Genomic DNA, 17,860 nt, shown 5'->3' with positions numbered 1-17,860 from the left:
GGAATGGTTCGCGGCGCTTTTCTTGCCGTGGTGGCGACGCTCACAGCCTCGGCGCTGGCCGGAGCGCCGCAACCGGCGGGGCTTGCTACCAGCCGCACCGATCTGACGCCGAAGGATCTGGCGCGCGTCATCGCCATTACCAGGCCGACCAGCGATTTCTCCAAGCCCGAGCAATTCGAGCTAATGCAGGGCGGCGCCGGCACCTCGAAGAAGGACGTCAACAAGGACGCCTTCTCGCAATCCTCTGCCAACATCAGCTTCGAGGAAGAGGGCACCTTCAAGCTCGGCAACGCCATTTTCCGCAAGAACTGGGTGTCCTCGCCATCCTCGACACAGGCCTCGGATGGGCTAGGCCCCCTGTTCAATGAGCGCGCCTGCCAGAACTGTCATCTGAAGGACGGCCGCGGCCATCCGCCCGAAGGCGACAGCCGCACCACCTCGATGTTCCTGCGCCTGGCAAGGCAAGCCAGTACCGAGGAGGAGAAAGCCGCGCTCGCCGATCACAAGGTGCTCAACTTCCCCGACCCGGTCTATGGCACGCAATTGCAGGAATTGGCGGTACCCGGCCTGCAGGGCGAAGGCAGGATGCATGTCGACTATCAGGACGAGAAGGTGAAATTGGCGGACGGCAGCACGGTATCGCTGCGCAAGCCGAGCTATTCGGTCGAGGGCCTAGCCTACGGGCCGCTCGACCCGCACACCACGCTGTCGCCGCGCATGACGCCGCCGATGATCGGCCTTGGCCTGGTCGAGCAGATCGCTCCGGCCGACATCCTTGCCCGTGCCGATCCCGCCGACCGCGATGGCAACGGCATTTCCGGCAGGCCCAATATAATTCGCGACGGCAGCAGCGGTGAACTGACGCTCGGCCGTTTCGGCTGGAAGGCGCAGGCGGTATCGATCCGCCAGCAATCGGCGGACGCTTTTGCCGGCGATATCGGCATTTCGACGCCCGAGGTGCCGAAGCACTGGGGCGATTGCACCTCCGGAGAAAAGACCTGCCTTGCCCTGCCCAACGGCGTGCAGGAGCGCCTCGGTCCGGTCGAAGCGCCGCCGCCGGTCATGGACCTCGTTACCTTCTATTCGCAAAACCTTGCCGTGCCGGCCCGGCGCGATCTCGACAGACCGGACGTGCTCGCCGGCAAAAAACTGTTCTACGATATGGGCTGCATCTCCTGCCATACGCCGAAATTCGTCACCCGTCGCGGCACCCCGAATAAGGCGCAGGCCTTCCAGCTGATCTGGCCGTATTCCGATTTCCTGCTGCACGACATGGGACCAGGCCTTGCCGACGGGCAGGCGGTGGGCGAGGCCACGGGAAGCGAATGGCGCACGCCGCCGCTGTGGGGCATCGGGCTCACCCAGACCGTCAGCGGCAACACCTTCTTCCTGCATGACGGGCGCGCGCGCAGCCTGGCCGAGGCGATCCTGTGGCATGACGGCGAGGGCCAGAAGGCGCGTGACCGCTTTGCCGCCGCTGAAGCGGCCGATCGCGATGCGCTGATCAAATTTCTGGAGTCGCTCTGATGCCGAAGCGTCTTGCGCTTGCGCTCGCTCTGCTGGTCCTCAACGGTGCGCTGCCAGCATCCGCGGCGGTGAAGGCTTCGGATGTGATCCAGCGGGCGACCGACGGCTTCGTCCGCCCGGCCTACGCCAGGCTGCATGACCATGCGGACGGCTTGGCGAAGATCATGCACGCGCTTTGCCAGGCGCCCTCGCAAGACAATCTCGATGCGGCACGCGCCGAATTCTCGGGTGTCGTGGATGCCTGGTCGGTGGTGGAAATCATCCGTTTCGGGCCGATCTCCGAAAACAACCGGCTTGAGCGCATGCTGTTTTGGCCGGACCGCAAGAGCATCGGCCTGAAGCAGGTGCAGGCAGCACTTGCCGGCAAGGATCCGACAGCCGCCGATCCGGCCCAGCTGGCGACAAAGAGCGTCGCCATGCAAGGGCTCGGCGCACTGGAATTCGTGCTCCATGGTGACGGCGCCGATCAATTGGCCGGCAGGGACGCCGCCTATCGCTGCGCCTACGGTGCGGCCATTGCCGGCAATATCGAGGCAATCGCCGGCGAGGTCAGCGATGCCTGGACCAAGCCCGACGGTTTTGCCGCGCTCTGGGCCAATCCGGGTCCGCAGAACGCGCTCTATCACGGCGGCACCGAAGCGGTGACCGAACTGGTCGGCGTCTTCATCAACGAGCTGAAAATGGTGCGCGACGTGCGCCTGAAAGGCTTCCTGGGCGCCAAGCCGGAGGCCGACAAACCGAAACAGGCGATCTATTGGCGCTCGCAAAACACCGCCCGCTCGCTGACCGGGAACCTGGCGGGCATGGACGCGCTGTTCCAGGCCTCGCAGCTTGGCGACGCGCTGCCGCCCGATGCGCGCTGGATGGCGGAATCGGTTCACATCCAGCTCACCAACGGGATCGAGGCGGCCAAGGCGATCAGGGGTCCGATCGACAAGGCACTTGCCGATCCGGCGCTGCGCCGCAAGCTCGATTATTTCTCGCTGGTGACATCCAGCCTGACGACCCTGATCGGAACCAGGCTGACCGCCGAATTTGGCCTGACCGCCGGGTTCTCGTCACTGGACGGCGACTGATCATGAGGACGCCGCTGATCGATCGGCGCGATTTCCTGAGGGCCGCAGGCGCTGGTTTCGTAGCGGCGATGGCGCCGTCGGCCTGGGCAAAGACACTCGACGCCGACGCGGTCTTCGCCACCGCTTTCGTCAAGCGCGACGGCAGCTATGGCGCGGCCGTCCTGTCCGAGGCCGGCAAGTTGTTGCACACGATCGATCTGCCCGATCGGGGCCACGACGTTACTTTCGACCCGGTGTCGAAGCGGTCGGTGGTGTTTGCCAGGCAGCCGGGCACCTTTGCTGTCGTCTTCGACCATACCGGCCGCGATGAACCGCACACCATTGCCAGCGTTGCCGGCCGACATTTTTTCGGCCATGGCGTGTTCTCGGCCGACGGCACGCTGCTCTACGCCACCGAGAACGATTTCGACAATGCCGCCGGCGTGGTCGGCGTCTATGACACGCATGCGAAATTCAAGCGCATCGGCGAGTTCCCGACCTACGGCATGGGCCCACACGAGCTTTTGCTGCTTTCCAATGGCAGGACGATTGCTGTGGCTAATGGCGGCATCGAGACGCATCCGGATTATGGCCGCGCAGAGCTCAATATCGCAACGATGAAGCCGTCCTATGTTCTGGTCGACCGCCTTACCGGCGATCTCACCGAAAAGCACGAATTGCCGCCGGCGCTGCACCAACTGTCGATCCGCCATATGGATGCCGACCGGTCCGGCACCGTCTGGTTCGGCTGTCAATACAGGGGGCCGGGTACCGATCGTCCCCCGCTGGTCGGCCGCGCGCCGCGCGGCAAGGACTTGCAATTGCTCGACATGTCGCAAGACGTGCTCTCCGGCTTCAGGAACTATATCGGCTCGGTCGCCGCCAACCCTGCCGCCGGCACCATCGCCGTGTCTTCGCCTGAGGGGAATTCGCTTGCCGTGATCGACACCGCCAGCAGCCGCATCGTCGCTACCAAGGCGCTGGTCGAGGTCTGTGGCGTGGCGCCCGATGGGAAAAGCTTCATGGCGACGACGGGCGCCGGCGAAATTGTCGAGGGCGGTGGCACGATCCGTTCCGAGCCGGACTATGTCTGGGACAATCACGTGCTGCGTATCGAGCAGATCGGCTAATCCTGGCAACGGTTTGTGGCAGTTGCGTTCGTCGAAACTTACCTTCTTGGACCCACACTCCAAGCAAGTCGCCTGAAGATTTGTGGATATTCCCCTTGCGGGGATCAGCCTTGGCGGGCAGAGGGAGGCTGCTTTCGAAACTGTCTCAACCGGGCGCTTCATGAAGTTGCTTGCCATCGACTGTGCCGCCAATCTCTGCGCCGCCTGCGTCTACGACGCGGCGGCCGGGAAAGAACTCGGCCGTTCGGTGCTCGATCTCGGCAAGGGTCATGCCGAGCATCTGATGGGTGTCATCGAAGGGGCGTTGAAGGCGGCCGGAACGGACTTTACCGGCCTCGGCGCCATTGCCGTTGCGACCGGTCCGGGCTCCTTCACCGGTCTGCGCGTCGGCGTCTCGGCGGCGCGCGGCCTTGCGCTGGCGCTGAAAATCCCCGCGATCGGCGTGACGACTCTGGAGGCGTTGGCCGCAGAGGCCGCAGCGATATTTCCCCGCCGCGCCGTGCTCGCCGCGCTCGATGCAGGCCGCGAGGAGATCCATGCGGCGCTTTACGATGAGAGGTCGGTTCTGATCTATGGTCCGGCTGTGACCACGCTCTCGCAAGCCGCAGCCATGGCGACCGACATCTCTCCGGTTCTGGCGGGCACGGCGGCAACCCAAATTGCCGCGGCGGCCGGGCGCAGCTTCGATCTCGGCGGGACGGCGGCCACCGCCGACATCGCCGTCTATGCCCATCGGGCCGCAGCCAAGGGCGAGGGCGAAAAGCCGAAACCGCTCTATCTGCGCGGCGCCGACGCCAAGCCGCAGGCCGGCTTTGTTTTATCGAGGCAAAAAAACTGATGCGCATTCCGTTCCTCCAGCCGCGCCGCAGGGACTATGCGCTCGAGCCGCTGACAATTGCCGACAGCGCGGCCATGTCGGTGCTGCATCGCGAGGATTTCGCGCGGCCGTGGACCGACGACGAATTCGCCGCACTGCTCGAGCAGGACACCGTGTTCGGCTATGCCGCGCGCGAGACCGGACAGGGCGCCAAGCCGCCGGTCGGCTTCGTGCTGGCGCGCCTGGCGGCCGGCGAGGGGGAGGTCCTGACGGTCGCGGTGGCACGCTCGCATCGGCGCCGGGGGCTCGGCTGGCAATTGATGGATGCGGTGCTGCGCGAATTGCACGCACAGCGCGCCGAGGCACTTTTCCTCGAGGTCGACGAGACCAACGTCGCTGCGATCGCGCTCTATCGGCGGCTTGGCTTCCGCGAGGTCGGCAAGCGCGCCAACTATTACAAATCGCCGGAACACGGCCCGACCGGCGCGCTTGTCATGCGCCGCGATCTTCGCTAGCCAAACGCCGGGGTGGTGCGGATGATCGGAAAAATCAGGATTTTCCTGGCGCTGGGGCTGGTTGTCGTCGGCTCATTGGTGCTTGTGCCGCTGCAGGTCCTGTCGATGAGGACCGGGCTCTGGCGCGAGACCTTCATCCTGAAGATCTGGCACAGGATGATCGTCAGGGCGCTGGGGCTGCGCATCCATGTCAAGGGGGCGCTGTCCGGCCAGCGCCCATTGCTGATTGCCGCCAACCACATCTCCTGGACCGACATCATGGTACTGGGGTCGATGGTCGACGTGACGTTCATCGCCAGGGCCGACATGGCCGGCTGGCCGTTGATCGGCATGCTGTCGAAGCTGCAGCGCACTGTCTTCATCGAACGTGAGCGCAAACGTTCGTCGGGCGACCAGGCGAGCGAGATCGCCGGCCGCATGGCTAAGGGCGACGCCATGGTGCTGTTTGCCGAAGGCTCGACCGGCGACGGCAACATGATCCTGCCGTTCAAGAGTACGCTGTTCGGCGCCGCTACAATGGCGATTGCGGAAGGGGCGGCCGAACAGGTCTTCATCCAGCCGGTGGCGATCGTCTATACGCGCCTGCATGGCGTGCCGCTCGGCCGCCGGCATCGGCCGGTTGCCGCCTGGATCGGCGATGAAGAGCTGATGCCGCATCTGAAGGTGCTGATGGCCGAGGGCGCCCTCGACGTCGAGGTGCATTTTGGCGAGGCGATTGCTTTCTCCAAGGGCTCCAGCCGCAAGGAAACGGCAAAGCAGATGGAACGCCAGGTGCGCGAGATGGTACAGGCGGCTCTCGCCGAACCGCGCCCAAGCCGGTAAGCCGCGCAGGTTCCGGCCAGATTCGTCTGTTTTTTGTCAGGGAAAGGCGCTAGAAGCCGCGAAATGGAATTGAACACGATAGAACGCGACGACATCGGCGCTGCCGCCGAAAACCTAGTCGTTCTGCCTGCCGCGACCAGAAAGGTCTTCGTCAAGACCTATGGCTGCCAGATGAACGTCTACGATTCGCAGCGCATGACCGATGCGCTGGCGGCCGACGGCTATGCCGCGACAGACGCTATCGGCGAGGCCGATCTGGTGCTGCTCAACACCTGCCACATCCGCGAGAAAGCGGCGGAAAAAGTCTATTCCGAACTTGGGCGCATCCGTGAGTTGAAGGCCGAGCGTGCAAGGGCCGGGCGCGAAATGCTGGTCGGCGTCGCCGGCTGCGTGGCGCAGGCCGAGGGTGCCGAGATCATCCGCCGCTCGCCGGCCGTCGACCTGGTCATCGGCCCGCAGACCTACCACCGGCTGCCCGGTGTGCTGGCGAGGGCGCGGAGCGGCGAAAAGATCGTCGAGACCGACTATGCCGTCGAGGACAAGTTCGAGCATCTGCCGCAGCCGAAGCGCGCCGAACTGATCAGGCGCGGCGTGACGGCGTTCTTGACCGTTCAGGAAGGCTGCGACAAGTTCTGCACCTTCTGTGTCGTGCCCTACACGCGCGGCTCGGAAGTCTCGCGGCCGGTGGCACAGATCGTCGCCGAGGCCGAGCGCCTGGCGGATGCCGGCGTGCGCGAGGTGACGCTGCTCGGCCAGAACGTCAATGCCTGGCATGGAAGAGGTGAAAACGGCGCGGAATGGGGCCTTGGCCGGCTGCTGTTCAGGCTGGCCGAGATTCCGGGCCTGGCGCGCCTGCGCTACACAACCAGTCATCCACGCGACATGGACGATGAATTGATCGCCGCCCATCGTGATTTGCCTACGCTGATGCCCTATCTACATTTACCGGTGCAATCCGGCTCCGACCGCATACTCAAGGCGATGAACCGCAGGCATATGGCCAAGGACTATCTGACGTTGATCGACCGCATCCGTGCCGCACGGAACGACATTGCGCTGTCGGGCGATTTTATCGTCGGCTTTCCCGGCGAGACGGAAGCCGATTTCGAGGCGACCATGCAGTTGGTCGAAGACATCAACTATGCCTCGGCCTTTTCGTTCAAATATTCGCTGCGCCCCGGCACGCCGGGCGCCGAGATGAGTGATCACGTGCCGGAGGCCGTCAAGGACGAGCGCCTGCAGCGGCTGCAGGCGCTACTGCTGAAACAGCAGCAGGATTTCGGCGCAAGCCTGATCGGCAGGACCATCGACACGCTGATCGAAAAGCCGGGCCGCCAGGCCGGTCAGAAGGTTGGCCGCTCGCCCTGGCTGCAGCCGGTTATTGTTGATGAAATGGCCGGCGAAATCGGTGACATTATCCAGGTACGAATCACGAAGACGGGCTACAACAGCCTGTTCGCCGAATTGGCCTGAAGGTCTCGGCAGATGAGGAGAGACGGTTGAGCGCTGCTGAAGTGAAGAACCTGCCCCAGAACCTACCCTCGGGGGCCTCGGATATGGCGCACATCGTACTGACTTTCGACAACAACAAGCTTGCCAGCGCCCTTTACGGCCAATTCGACGAGAATCTGGCCAGACTCGAGCAGAAGCTCGGCGTCGACATCCGCTCGCGCGGCAATCAATTGACCATCAAAGGCTCTTCCTCGGCGGCCGAGCAGGCACGCCGCGCCTTGGACAATCTTTACGGAATTCTGCAGAAAGGCACCGATATCGGCCAGTCCGATGTCGACGGCGCTGTGCGCATGGCGATCGCCGCCGACGACCAACTGACGCTGCCGACACTGGAGCGCAAGGGCAAGGTGTCTGCCGCCCAGATATCGACGCGCAAGAAGACGATCTATGCCCGCTCGCTGAACCAGGACGCCTATATGCGCGCGCTGGAGCGGTCGGAACTCGTCTTCGGCATCGGCCCGGCCGGCACCGGAAAGACCTATCTGGCGGTGGCGCATGCGGCAATGCTGCTCGAACGCGGCATGGTCGAACGCATCGTGCTGTCGCGCCCCGCGGTCGAGGCCGGCGAACGGCTTGGCTTTCTGCCGGGTGACATGAAGGAGAAGGTCGATCCTTATCTGCGGCCGCTCTATGACGCGCTCTACGACATGATGCCGGCCGACAAGGTCGAGCGGGCGATTGCCGCCGAGGTCATCGAGATCGCGCCGCTGGCGTTCATGCGCGGCCGTACGCTGGCGCACGCTGCCGTCATCCTCGACGAGGCGCAGAACACCACGCCCATGCAGATGAAGATGTTCCTGACCCGGCTCGGCGAGAACTCGCGCATGATCGTCACCGGCGATCCGACCCAGATCGATCTGCCGCCAAACACCAAGTCCGGCCTGGTCGAGGCGCTGAGAATCCTCGACGGCGTCACCGGCATGGTGACGGTCCGCTTCAACGAAGGCGACGTCGTCAGGCATCCGCTGGTCGCCGAGATCGTCAAGGCCTACGACCGCGACGGCAAGCTGGCCAGGGGCTTGGGTGTCGAAGGCTGATATGATTATGCGGCCGCATGGCTGAGCAGCAAAAGGCGGGGGGGCCGCTTCCCGTCGAGATCGATATCGCGATCGAGGCCGGAGATTGGCCCGCCGAGACGACGCTGACGCGGCTGGTCGACCATGCCGTCTCGGCCGCCTTTGCCGAAACCGGTGCGGACGGGCGTTCCGAGCTCAGCATCCTCTTTTCCGACGATGCCCATATCCGCACGCTCAATGCCGGCTGGCGCGGCAAGGACAAGCCGACCAACGTCCTGTCTTTTCCGGCTTTTCCGTTTGCCCGGGGCGGGCCGCTGCCGCCGATGCTCGGCGACATCGTGCTGGCCGCCGAGACGGTCGCGCGCGAGGCGGCACTGGAAGACAAGCCGGTCGAGGACCATATCTCCCATCTCGTTATCCATGGCCTGCTGCATTTGCTGGGCTACGATCACGAAACCGACGCCGAAGCGGAACTGATGGAAGCGACAGAGCGCGCAGCACTTGCGAGGCTTGCCATTCCCGATCCCTACACGTAATTACAAAAGATCAATTGACCGGACGATGATGAACGACAAACCAGAGACTGCCGCCCGCCCCGATGCCGGCAGTGCGATCAAGCCTTCCGAAACGACGGAAGAGGGCTCGAGTCCGAGTACCACGACCGGCAGCTTCGCCAGCGAGGCATCGCCTGCCGGTCCTTCCCTGTTCGATCGCGTGCTCGGGCTTTTCAGGCACCGCAACGGCACCAGCCTGCGCGAGGAGATTGCCGGTGCGCTTGCCGAAACGGCGAGCGATGCGGAATCCTTCTCGCCCGGCGAACGCGCCATGCTCAACAATATCCTGCGTCTGCGCGAAGTGCGCGTCGAGGACGTCATGGTGCCGCGCGCCGACATCGAGGCGGTCGAGATCACCACGAAGCTGGGTGATCTTCTGGGGCTCTTCGAACAGTCCGGCCATTCCCGCATGCCGGTCTATTCGGAGACGCTCGACGACCCGCGCGGCATGGTCCATATCCGCGACGTGCTGGCGCACATCACCAAGGTCGCCCGCGTCCGAAAGGGCAGGACGACCAGGAAAACCGCGGTCGCAACGGTTCTCGATCTCGCCCAGGTCGATCTGGCGCGCACCATCGGCGATCTCAACCTGATCCGACCGGTGCTGTTCGTGCCGCCGTCGATGCTCGCCTCCGACCTGATGGGGCGGATGCAGACGACACGGACCCAGATGGCGCTGGTCATCGACGAATATGGCGGCACCGACGGTCTCGTCTCGCTCGAGGATATCGTCGAGATGGTGGTCGGCGACATCGAGGACGAGCACGACGACGACGAGCCGATGATCACCCAGGCCGGCGAAGGCGTCTTCATCGTCGACGGCAAGGCCGAGATCGACGATGTCGCCAAGATGATCGGCGAGGATTTCGCCGCCGGCGAGCACGGCGAATATGTCGACACGATCGGCGGCATGATCTTCAACACGCTTGGCCGGGTGCCGGCGCGCGGCGAAGTGGTGCAGGCCATACCCGGCTTCGAGTTCCATGTGCTCGACGCCGACCCACGCCGCGTCAAGCGCGTGCGCATAGTCGAAACCCTGAAGGGCGAGCGCCGCCGCCGCGCCGCCCGCGCCGAGCAGGCTTGAAGGACGCGGCTCGCCCGATGCCGATTGAGGACCCGTTCAAGCACTCGACACTGGGCTCCGGCGTCTTCTACCAGGATCCGCGGGCCGCATTGACATGGCTTGAAAAGGCTTTCGGCTTCGAGCCGAGCATGGTGGTCAGCGATACCGATGGCAGGCTCGTCCATTCCGAGATGCGGTTCGGCGACGGCTATATCATCATCGATTCCGAATGGGCCGACCATATAGCCAGCCCGGCTTCAGTTGCAGGCAAGAACACGCAGTCGGTCTATGCGCGCCTCAAGGACGGGATAGATGCCCACTGTGATCGTGCAAGGGCGGCGGGAGCCGAGATCGTCGAGGAGCCTGCCGACCAGTTCTACGGTGAACGGCAGTACAGGGCGCGCGATCCTGAAGGCCATGTCTGGACCTTTTCCCAGACTGTCCGCTCCGTCCCACGCGACGAGGCTGAGCGGCTGGGCGGACTGAAGATCGAAGGCTGGCATCGATAGCTATGAGCGGACTTGTTCGCTCTTATCCGGTTTGGAGCCAAGGCCGCGGCCTGATAAATCTTGCTTCCTGATTCGCACGACTCGGAAGCATAGATGGAGCGCCAGGCCGGCCGGATAATTCTGCTTTGGGGCTGGCGGCGCGCGCTGGTGGCGTTTCTTGCCGGCGCGCTGGCGGTTCTCGCTCAGGCGCCTTACGATTTCTTCGCCGTCTGTTTCGTTTCGTTCCCGCTGCTGGTGTGGCTTCTCGATGGCGCGACCGGCGAAGCCTCGGACGGTTTTCTGCGACGCTTGCTGCCGGCTTTCGCCATCGGCTGGTGGTTCGGTTTCGGCTACTTTCTTGCCGGTCTGTGGTGGGTTGGCTCGGCGCTTCTGGTCGAGGCCGACAGCTTCGCCTGGGCCTTGCCGTTCGCGGTGGTTGGCATCCCCCTCGCGCTGGCCTTCTTCTATGGCTTCGCCGCCGTGGTTGCCCGGCTGTTGTGGAGCAATGACATCGGCCGCATCGCCGCGCTCGCCTTCGGCTTTGCGCTGGCGGAATGGTTGCGCGGCTTCCTGTTCACCGGCTTTCCCTGGAATGCCGTCGGCTATGCGGCGATGCCGGTGCCTTTGCTGATGCAGAGCGTGTCGGTGACCGGCATGATCGGCATGAATGCGCTTGCAGTCTTCGTCTTTGCACTGCCGGCCCTGCTTGCGGCGCGCCGGCATCTTCGCCTCGGCGTGGCGTTGCTTGTCGTTCTGGTCGTTGCCCATGCCGGCTTCGGCTATATAAGGCTCGCCGCCCCCGAAAAGCCGGGCGCCCGCAGCCTCGACGTCCGTATCGTGCAGCCTGCCGTCGACCTCACGGAAAAATGGGATGCCTCGGTGCGTGACCGCATCTTCGCCACCATGATGGGGCTTTCGGCCAAAGCGCCGGAACCCGGCCATGACAGGCCGCAATTGATCCTGTGGCCGGAGACCTCCGTGCCGTTTCTGTTCACCGAACGTCCGGATGCCTTGCCTGCCATCGGAGAGATGCTCGGCGATGGCCAGATGCTGGTCGCCGGCGTCGTTCGCGAGGAAGGCGGCTCGGCGACCGGAAGCCGTTACTACAACTCGGTCGTGGCGATCGACGAAAGGGGCGAAATCGTCGATGCCGTCGACAAGGTTCATCTGGTACCGTTTGGTGAATACCTGCCTTTCGCCGATCTGCTCGGCCGCTTTGGGCTTGAGCAGCTTGTCGCCGGCCCAATGACCTTCGCGGCCGGCAATGAGCGGCACCCGATCACGCTGCCCGGCGGCATCCGGGCGCTGCCGTTTATTTGCTATGAGGTCATCTTTCCCGATCTGGTCGCGGTTGACGCCACGTCAGCCGAGCTTATTGTGAACGTCACCAATGACGCCTGGTTCGGCGACACGCCAGGGCCGTACCAGCACTTCAGGCAGGCGCAGATCCGGGCGGTGGAGAATGGGGTGCCCCTGTTGCGCGCGGCCAATAACGGCATTTCGGCCGTTGTCGACCCGCAAGGACGCATCGTCGACGCGCTGGCCATCGACGCACGCGGCGCCATCGATGTGCGTGTGCCGATCTCCAACCAAGCCATCGTTTCCTCCGGCCAACGACGCATTAACGGAATGCTGATCATGTTTTTGCTTGCCGTTGCGGCATGCATTTTGAACGTAAGGCAAAGGCTACGGGCGAATTGACAGCCGACACATTAGAAACTCATACTGTAAGCGCCTGAAAATTCTCGAAGTCGATAAGGTCGTTCTGTTGGGGCACGGGCCGCGGCGTCGTTTGGGCAGCAAAATAGAAAAAGCCGGAAAAATTCGGCGAGGAAAAAATGACAGAAGAAAACAAGAAAAAGCCGAATCCGATCGACATCCACGTCGGAAGCCGCATCCGGCTTCGCCGCAATATGCTGGGAATGAGTCAGGAAAAACTGGGCGAAAACCTCGGCATAACGTTCCAGCAGATCCAAAAGTACGAAAAAGGCACCAATCGCGTCGGCGCCAGTCGTTTGCAGGCAATCGCCTCGATACTCGGCGTTCCCGTCGCCTTCTTTTTCGAGGATGCGCCCGGTCAGGAGGCCGTGGGCAACCGTGGATTTGCCGAGGATGCGTCGATGACCTCCGCCGTCGAATTCTGCGGCAGCCCGGAAGGCCTCCAGCTGAACCGCGCCTTCGTCAAGATCGCCGACGTGAAAGTGCGTCGCAAGATCATCGAGCTTGTGAAGTCGCTCTCCGCCGACGAGGTCGATTGACTGGCCGTAGCCGGGCATGCAATTTCTCGTGGCTGAGTGCACCGTGGGATGTGCATTCCGCAGATGCGCCGACGCGCGGATCGATTTTGCTCGACATGCTTCCACGAAACCGTTCTCTTCAGCCTGTGAGTGCAAGAGATAAGGGTAGTGCGCCCTGCCGCCGTCTTCTGGACGCAAAGATAATAACGTCAAAATTCATGCTAGAACGGCTGCACGACTTGACGAGCGGCGCCCGGCACCGTTAACAACTGGCGCGCCAAAATCGGCGGCCTGCCGATATTTTTTCAAGAGGGGACACCCGTGACGCGGCACAATTATTTCTTCACCTCGGAATCCGTTGCCGAGGGCCATCCCGACAAGGTCTGCGATCGTATCTCCGACGAGATTGTCGATCTCGTCTACCGCGAGGCCAGAAAGACCGGCATGGACCCGTGGAAAGTCCGCGTCGCCTGCGAGACGCTCGCGACGACCAATCGCGTTGTCATCGCCGGTGAAGTGCGCGTCCCCGAGACGCTGCTCAAGAAGGACAAGGAGGGCAACATCCTGAAGGATGCGGCCGGCCATCCGATTGTCAACCCGGCCAAGTTCAAGTCGGTCGCACGCAAGGCAATCCGCGAAATCGGCTACGAGCAGGCCGGCTTCCACTGGAAGACGGCCAAGATCGAGGTCCTGCTGCACGGCCAATCGCCGGATATCGGCCAAGGCGTCGACAACGCTTCCGACCGGCAAGGCGAGGAAGGAGCCGGCGATCAGGGCATCATGTTTGGCTATGCCTGCCGCGAAACGCCGGACCTGATGCCGGCGCCGATCTATTACAGCCACAAGATCCTCGAATTGCTGGCCGCTGCGCGCCATGAGGGCAGCGGTGATGCCGGCAGGCTCGGGCCGGATGCCAAGAGCCAGGTGACAGTCCGCTATGTCGACGGCAAAGCGGCGGAAGTGACGCAGATCGTGCTGTCGACCCAACATCTCGATGAGACGTGGGATTCGAAGAAGGTGCGCAACGTCGTCGAGCCCTATATCCGCGAAGCACTAGGCGACCTGAAGATCGCCGACAATTGCAATTGGTACATCAACCCGACTGGCAAGTTCGTCATCGGCGGACCTGACGGCGACGCCGGCCTGACCGGCCGCAAGATCATCGTCGACACCTATGGTGGGGCTGCGCCCCATGGCGGCGGCGCCTTCTCCGGCAAGGACACCACCAAGGTCGACCGCTCGGCCGCCTATGCGGCGCGCTATCTCGCCAAGAACGTGGTTGCCGCGAAGCTTGCCGATCGCTGCACTATCCAGCTTTCCTATGCGATCGGTGTCGCCCAGCCGCTGTCGATCTACGTCGACCTCCACGGCACCGGCAAGGTCGACGAGGCAAAGCTCGAGCGTGCACTGCGCACTGTGATGGACCTATCGCCGTCCGGCATCCGCCGCCACCTCGATCTCAACAAGCCGATCTATGCCAAGACGTCGTCCTACGGCCATTTTGGCCGCAAGGCCGGCCGCGACGGATCCTTCTCCTGGGAGAAGACCGATCTCGCCAAGGCGCTCAAGGACGCTCTCGCCGAACCGGTCGCCGAAGCAGTCGCCGCCTAACAACGGCGCCTATGGACCCGAAGGACCGGCCAAGCCGTGCGACCGAGGCGTTTTTCGGTCGCCGGCGCGGCAAGACCATCCGACCGCAGCAGGCGGCGGCGCTGGAGAGCGGCTTCGCCGCCTACAGGCTCGATCTGACGGTTGAACCGCCAGCCGATCTGCGCAGCCTTTTCGAAGCCGAAGTTTCCGCTGTCCAGCTCGAAATCGGTTTTGGCGGCGGCGAACATCTTCTGCACCGTGCCACGGCCAGCCAGGCGACCGGCTTTATCGGCGTCGAGCCTTTCGTCAACGGCATGGCCAAGATGATGATGGCGGTCCGGGAGCGGCCGCTTGCTAATCTGCGCGTCTATGACGACGACGCCACACGCCTGCTTGACTGGCTGCCGCAGGCTTCGCTTGACGGCATCGACCTTCTCTACCCGGATCCGTGGCCGAAGAAGAAGCACTGGAAGCGGCGCTTCGTCAGCCCGGTCAATCTCGACCGCTTCGCGCGCGTCTTGAACCACGGCGGAAAGTTCCACTTTGCGTCAGACATCGACAGCTATGTGAACTGGACGCTGCTGCATTGCCGGGCGCATGGCGCCTTCACGTGGCAGGCAAACGAAGCAGCCGACTGGCGTCGGCCCTATGATGGCTGGCCGGGGACGCGCTATGAGGCCAAGGCCATTCGCGAGGGCCGACGGCCCGCCTATCTCACCTTTGTGCGGAAATAGCAGGAAGTCCGAGCTGAGCGGCCGAAGGCTCTCCTGTTCACTTGGCTTAGAAGCGGCGGATTTTATCGAAGGCTGCCGGCTCCATGCCCAGATTGCGCAGATCATTCGCACGCGGCTTGCGACCGTTTTCCACAGCACGCGACGCTGCTACGGCGCTGCCAAACACGCTAAAAAAGTCGCCTATGGCTGAAAAAAATCCACGATTGTTCATGATCGGATCCTTCCGAGCGTAGTGAGCGCTCCAATTGTGCAATGCAACATAGATAGTCGTGCGTTGCCGGTGCTCAAAGGAGGATTACTGCATGGGCGCCATGCATTTGGCGCAGCGCTGCGGACTCGGAGCCTTGCCGTCATGCACGACGGGCTTGAAACGACGGCCACGATCGTCTATATCAGCTTCAAATTCTTGGTCAGTATGACGAAGAGTGGGTCCACCCGGTCCCGCTCTTTTTTATTACCTGCCGGCCAAGCAGGAATCGAACGACAGGGACCGAATGACAGTGACGGCAAGCGAAGGCGACGACCGCATCATCCGCGAAAGCGGCATCGATGCGCGCATCGCGCTGATCGTTCAGCCGGTACTGCGCGCCATCGGTTTCCGCTTGGTACGTGTGCATCTGTCGGGCCAGAACGGGCTGACGCTGCAGATCATGGCCGAGCGCGAGGACGGCACGATGACTGTCGAGGATTGTGAAGAGGTCAGCCGGGCAGTATCGCCGGCGCTCGATGTCGATGATCCGATCGAGAAGGCTTATCATCTCGAAGTGTCGTCGCCGGGCATCGACAGGCCGCTGGTCCGCAAATCGGACTTTGCAGCCTGGACCGGCCATCTGGTGAAGATGGAAACGTCGGTTCTCGTCGCCGACCGCAAGCGCTTCAAGGGCAAGATCGCCGAAAGCGACGCGGACGGTGTGCTGATCGAGCGCGACAAGGCCGCTTACGGCGAGGAGCCGACGGTGCGTGTTCCCTACGATGCGATTGCCGAAGCGCGGCTGGTTCTGACCGATGATCTTATCCGCGATGCGCTGTCGAAGGATAACCGGGCGCGCAAGGAAGCCAGAAAACGCCGCGGCGAACCCGAAGACGCACCAGAGGGTGCGGAAGACGAAACCGAACAGGAAATGTGATTGGGCTGCCGGCCGTAAGGTCGGCAACAAGCTCGGGAGAAAGAAGATGGTTGTAAGCGCCAACAGGCTTGAACTGCTGCAGATCGCCGATGCGGTCGCGCGTGAAAAGTCGATCGACAAGTCGATCGTCATCGCCGCTATGGCCGATGCGATCCAGAAGGCCGCGCGCTCGCGCTACGGCCAGGAAACCAATATCCGGGCCGATATCAATCCGAATACCGGCGAGATGAAGCTGCAGCGGCTGATGGAAGTGGTCGAGAAGGTCGACGACTACGCGACGCAGATTGCCATTTCCTCGGCGCGCGAGCGCAATCCGGACGCCCAGCTCGGCGATTTCATCGCCGAACAGCTGCCGCCGATGGATTTCGGCCGCATCGCCGCCCAGTCGGCCAAGCAGGTCATCGTGCAGAAGGTGCGCGAGGCCGAGCGCGACCGGCAATATGACGAGTACAAGGACCGTATCGGCGAGATCGTCAACGGCACCGTCAAGCGTGTCGAATACGGCAACGTCATCGTCGATCTCGGCCGCGGCGAGGCGATTATCCGCCGGGACGAGCTGATCCCGCGCGAAAACTATAAATATGGCGATCGCGTCCGCGCCTACGTCTATGACGTGCGCCGCGAACAACGCGGCCCGCAGATATTCCTGTCGCGCACCCATCCGCAGTTCATGGCGAAACTGTTCACCATGGAAGTGCCGGAAATCTACGACGGTATCATCGAGATCAAGTCGGTCGCCCGCGATCCGGGTTCGCGCGCCAAGATCGCTGTCATCTCCCGTGACAGCTCCATCGATCCGGTCGGTGCCTGCGTCGGCATGCGCGGCAGCCGCGTCCAGGCGGTCGTCGGCGAATTGCAGGGCGAGAAGATCGACATCATTCCGTGGTCGCCCTCGGCCGCGTCCTTCATCGTCAATGCATTGCAGCCGGCGGAAGTCGCCAAGGTCGTGCTCGACGAGGATGCCGAGCGCATCGAGGTCGTCGTCCCCGACGACCAGCTGTCGCTGGCCATCGGTCGCCGCGGCCAGAACGTCCGTCTTGCCTCGCAGCTCACCGGCTGGGATATCGACATCCTGACCGAGCAGGAAGAGAGCGAACGGCGCCAGAAGGAATTCGTTGAACGGTCGTCGCTGTTCATGGAAGCCCTCGACGTCGACGAGATGGTCGGCCAGGTGCTCGCTTCCGAAGGCTTCACCAGCGTCGAGGAGGTCGCGTATGTCGATTCCGGCGAAATCGCGTCGATCGACGGCTTCGACGAGGACACGGCTTCGGAGATCCAGACCCGCGCCCGCGAATATCTGGAGAAGATCGAAGCCGAGCATGACGAGAAGCGCAAGGCGCTCGGCGTTAAGGACGAGCTGCGCGAGATTCCCGGCATCACCACCGCCATGATGGTGACGCTCGGCGAGGACGGCGTGAAGACGATCGAGGATTTCGCCGGCTACGCCGCCGACGACCTGACCGGCTGGAAGGAACGCAAGGACGGCGAGACGAAAGTATTCCCGGGTGTGCTCGCCAACCACGGCGTGTCGCGCGCCGATGCCGAGCAAATGGTCTTGGCCGCTCGCCTGAAGGCTGGCTGGATCACCGAAGACGAGCTTGCCGCCGAGGGCGTGCCGGCTGACGAAACCGTCGGTGCGTGAGGTGAAACCGCATCGCACCGAACCCGCCCTT

General features: G+C 63.2%; 18 protein-coding genes. 17 read left to right on the top strand and 1 reads right to left on the bottom strand.

The features are described from left to right. Positions 1–3: 3 nt before the first annotated feature. From NKH89_RS08955 to trmB, 15 genes are all read left to right on the top strand, one after another. A complete protein-coding gene (locus tag NKH89_RS08955; RefSeq protein ID WP_502896880.1) occupies positions 4–1,527 on the top strand; it encodes a di-heme oxidoreductase family protein in 1,524 nt (507 codons plus the stop codon). Next, positions 1,527–2,603 carry an imelysin family protein gene (locus tag NKH89_RS08950; protein WP_352908613.1) on the top strand — a complete coding sequence of 359 codons (1,077 nt, stop codon included), beginning with the start codon at positions 1,527–1,529 and terminating at the stop codon, positions 2,601–2,603. The genes NKH89_RS08955 and NKH89_RS08950 overlap by 1 nt, the downstream gene beginning before the upstream one ends. A gap of 2 nt (positions 2,604–2,605) precedes the next feature. Continuing rightward, the gene (locus NKH89_RS08945) at positions 2,606–3,712 is read left to right on the top strand and encodes a DUF1513 domain-containing protein (RefSeq protein ID WP_352908612.1); all 1,107 of its coding nucleotides are present in this window, start codon (positions 2,606–2,608) and stop codon (positions 3,710–3,712) included. A gap of 160 nt (positions 3,713–3,872) precedes the next feature. Beyond that, on the top strand, positions 3,873–4,550 hold the full coding sequence (tsaB, locus tag NKH89_RS08940; protein ID WP_023719577.1) for a tRNA (adenosine(37)-N6)-threonylcarbamoyltransferase complex dimerization subunit type 1 TsaB: 678 nt from the start codon (positions 3,873–3,875) through the stop codon (positions 4,548–4,550). After that, positions 4,550–5,044 carry a ribosomal protein S18-alanine N-acetyltransferase gene (gene rimI, locus NKH89_RS08935; RefSeq protein WP_023719576.1) on the top strand — a complete coding sequence of 165 codons (495 nt, stop codon included), beginning with the start codon at positions 4,550–4,552 and terminating at the stop codon, positions 5,042–5,044. Before tsaB ends, rimI begins: the two co-directional genes overlap by 1 nt. Positions 5,045–5,065: 21 nt before the next feature. Further along, a complete protein-coding gene (olsA, locus tag NKH89_RS08930; protein WP_023719575.1) occupies positions 5,066–5,866 on the top strand; it encodes a lyso-ornithine lipid O-acyltransferase in 801 nt (266 codons plus the stop codon). 63 nt (positions 5,867–5,929) lie between these two features. Then, positions 5,930–7,339, top strand: coding sequence for a tRNA (N6-isopentenyl adenosine(37)-C2)-methylthiotransferase MiaB (gene miaB, locus NKH89_RS08925; RefSeq protein WP_352716726.1), 1,410 nt, complete (start codon positions 5,930–5,932; stop codon positions 7,337–7,339). An 83-nt stretch (positions 7,340–7,422) separates the two neighbouring features. Then, positions 7,423–8,415, top strand: coding sequence for a PhoH family protein (locus tag NKH89_RS08920; RefSeq protein ID WP_023719573.1), 993 nt, complete (start codon positions 7,423–7,425; stop codon positions 8,413–8,415). 17 nt (positions 8,416–8,432) lie between these two features. Next, the gene (gene ybeY / locus NKH89_RS08915; protein ID WP_352884999.1) at positions 8,433–8,930 is read left to right on the top strand and encodes an rRNA maturation RNase YbeY; all 498 of its coding nucleotides are present in this window, start codon (positions 8,433–8,435) and stop codon (positions 8,928–8,930) included. 28 nt (positions 8,931–8,958) lie between these two features. Next, positions 8,959–10,032 carry a hemolysin family protein gene (locus NKH89_RS08910; RefSeq protein ID WP_352908611.1) on the top strand — a complete coding sequence of 358 codons (1,074 nt, stop codon included), beginning with the start codon at positions 8,959–8,961 and terminating at the stop codon, positions 10,030–10,032. A gap of 17 nt (positions 10,033–10,049) precedes the next feature. Continuing rightward, positions 10,050–10,520 carry a VOC family protein gene (locus tag NKH89_RS08905; protein WP_352884997.1) on the top strand — a complete coding sequence of 157 codons (471 nt, stop codon included), beginning with the start codon at positions 10,050–10,052 and terminating at the stop codon, positions 10,518–10,520. A gap of 93 nt (positions 10,521–10,613) precedes the next feature. Beyond that, the gene (gene lnt, locus NKH89_RS08900) at positions 10,614–12,200 is read left to right on the top strand and encodes an apolipoprotein N-acyltransferase (RefSeq protein ID WP_352884995.1); all 1,587 of its coding nucleotides are present in this window, start codon (positions 10,614–10,616) and stop codon (positions 12,198–12,200) included. Positions 12,201–12,337: 137 nt separating this feature from the next. Continuing rightward, positions 12,338–12,757: a helix-turn-helix domain-containing protein gene (locus NKH89_RS08895; protein ID WP_352493770.1), complete on the top strand. Its 420-nt coding sequence runs from the start codon at positions 12,338–12,340 to the stop codon at positions 12,755–12,757. 300 nt (positions 12,758–13,057) lie between these two features. Further along, positions 13,058–14,347, top strand: a complete 1,290-nt coding sequence (gene metK, locus NKH89_RS08890; RefSeq protein ID WP_352908610.1) for a methionine adenosyltransferase — start codon at positions 13,058–13,060, stop codon at positions 14,345–14,347. An 11-nt stretch (positions 14,348–14,358) separates the two neighbouring features. Further along, positions 14,359–15,060, top strand: a complete 702-nt coding sequence (trmB, locus tag NKH89_RS08885) for a tRNA (guanine(46)-N(7))-methyltransferase TrmB (protein WP_352908609.1) — start codon at positions 14,359–14,361, stop codon at positions 15,058–15,060. A 46-nt stretch (positions 15,061–15,106) separates the two neighbouring features. On the opposite strand, the gene NKH89_RS08880 is transcribed toward trmB, so the two are convergent. After that, positions 15,107–15,271, bottom strand: coding sequence for a hypothetical protein (locus NKH89_RS08880; protein ID WP_023719565.1), 165 nt, complete (start codon positions 15,269–15,271; stop codon positions 15,107–15,109). Between the two features lie 283 nt (positions 15,272–15,554). Here NKH89_RS08880 and rimP point away from each other — a divergent pair, with 283 nt between their 5' ends. Continuing rightward, positions 15,555–16,187 carry a ribosome maturation factor RimP gene (gene rimP, locus NKH89_RS08875; protein ID WP_023719564.1) on the top strand — a complete coding sequence of 211 codons (633 nt, stop codon included), beginning with the start codon at positions 15,555–15,557 and terminating at the stop codon, positions 16,185–16,187. A 46-nt stretch (positions 16,188–16,233) separates the two neighbouring features. Next, positions 16,234–17,829, top strand: coding sequence for a transcription termination factor NusA (nusA, locus tag NKH89_RS08870; protein ID WP_023719563.1), 1,596 nt, complete (start codon positions 16,234–16,236; stop codon positions 17,827–17,829). Positions 17,830–17,860: the final 31 nt, after the last annotated feature.

The organism is Mesorhizobium sp. M0923, from assembly GCF_040319365.1.
Lineage (GTDB): Bacteria > Pseudomonadota > Alphaproteobacteria > Rhizobiales > Rhizobiaceae > Mesorhizobium.
Note: the sequence above shows the minus strand (reverse complement) of the source record. Positions and strands in the feature narration are given on the sequence as shown.

Excerpts from the sequence above, each read along its gene's own strand:
- NKH89_RS08955 (WP_502896880.1), top strand. The coding sequence starts at position 4 with ATGGTTCGCGGCGCTTTTCTTGCCGTGGTGGCGACGCTCACAGCCTCG.
- NKH89_RS08950 (WP_352908613.1), top strand. The coding sequence starts at position 1,527 with ATGCCGAAGCGTCTTGCGCTTGCGCTCGCTCTGCTGGTCCTCAACGGT.
- NKH89_RS08945 (WP_352908612.1), top strand. The coding sequence starts at position 2,606 with ATGAGGACGCCGCTGATCGATCGGCGCGATTTCCTGAGGGCCGCAGGC.
- tsaB (WP_023719577.1), top strand. The coding sequence starts at position 3,873 with ATGAAGTTGCTTGCCATCGACTGTGCCGCCAATCTCTGCGCCGCCTGC.
- rimI (WP_023719576.1), top strand. The coding sequence starts at position 4,550 with ATGCGCATTCCGTTCCTCCAGCCGCGCCGCAGGGACTATGCGCTCGAG.
- olsA (WP_023719575.1), top strand. The coding sequence starts at position 5,066 with ATGATCGGAAAAATCAGGATTTTCCTGGCGCTGGGGCTGGTTGTCGTC.
- miaB (WP_352716726.1), top strand. The coding sequence starts at position 5,930 with ATGGAATTGAACACGATAGAACGCGACGACATCGGCGCTGCCGCCGAA.
- NKH89_RS08920 (WP_023719573.1), top strand. The coding sequence starts at position 7,423 with ATGGCGCACATCGTACTGACTTTCGACAACAACAAGCTTGCCAGCGCC.
- ybeY (WP_352884999.1), top strand. The coding sequence starts at position 8,433 with ATGGCTGAGCAGCAAAAGGCGGGGGGGCCGCTTCCCGTCGAGATCGAT.
- NKH89_RS08910 (WP_352908611.1), top strand. The coding sequence starts at position 8,959 with ATGAACGACAAACCAGAGACTGCCGCCCGCCCCGATGCCGGCAGTGCG.
- NKH89_RS08905 (WP_352884997.1), top strand. The coding sequence starts at position 10,050 with ATGCCGATTGAGGACCCGTTCAAGCACTCGACACTGGGCTCCGGCGTC.
- lnt (WP_352884995.1), top strand. The coding sequence starts at position 10,614 with ATGGAGCGCCAGGCCGGCCGGATAATTCTGCTTTGGGGCTGGCGGCGC.
- NKH89_RS08895 (WP_352493770.1), top strand. The coding sequence starts at position 12,338 with ATGACAGAAGAAAACAAGAAAAAGCCGAATCCGATCGACATCCACGTC.
- trmB (WP_352908609.1), top strand. The coding sequence starts at position 14,359 with ATGGACCCGAAGGACCGGCCAAGCCGTGCGACCGAGGCGTTTTTCGGT.
- NKH89_RS08880 (WP_023719565.1), bottom strand. The coding sequence starts at position 15,271 with ATGAACAATCGTGGATTTTTTTCAGCCATAGGCGACTTTTTTAGCGTG.
- rimP (WP_023719564.1), top strand. The coding sequence starts at position 15,555 with ATGACAGTGACGGCAAGCGAAGGCGACGACCGCATCATCCGCGAAAGC.
- nusA (WP_023719563.1), top strand. The coding sequence starts at position 16,234 with ATGGTTGTAAGCGCCAACAGGCTTGAACTGCTGCAGATCGCCGATGCG.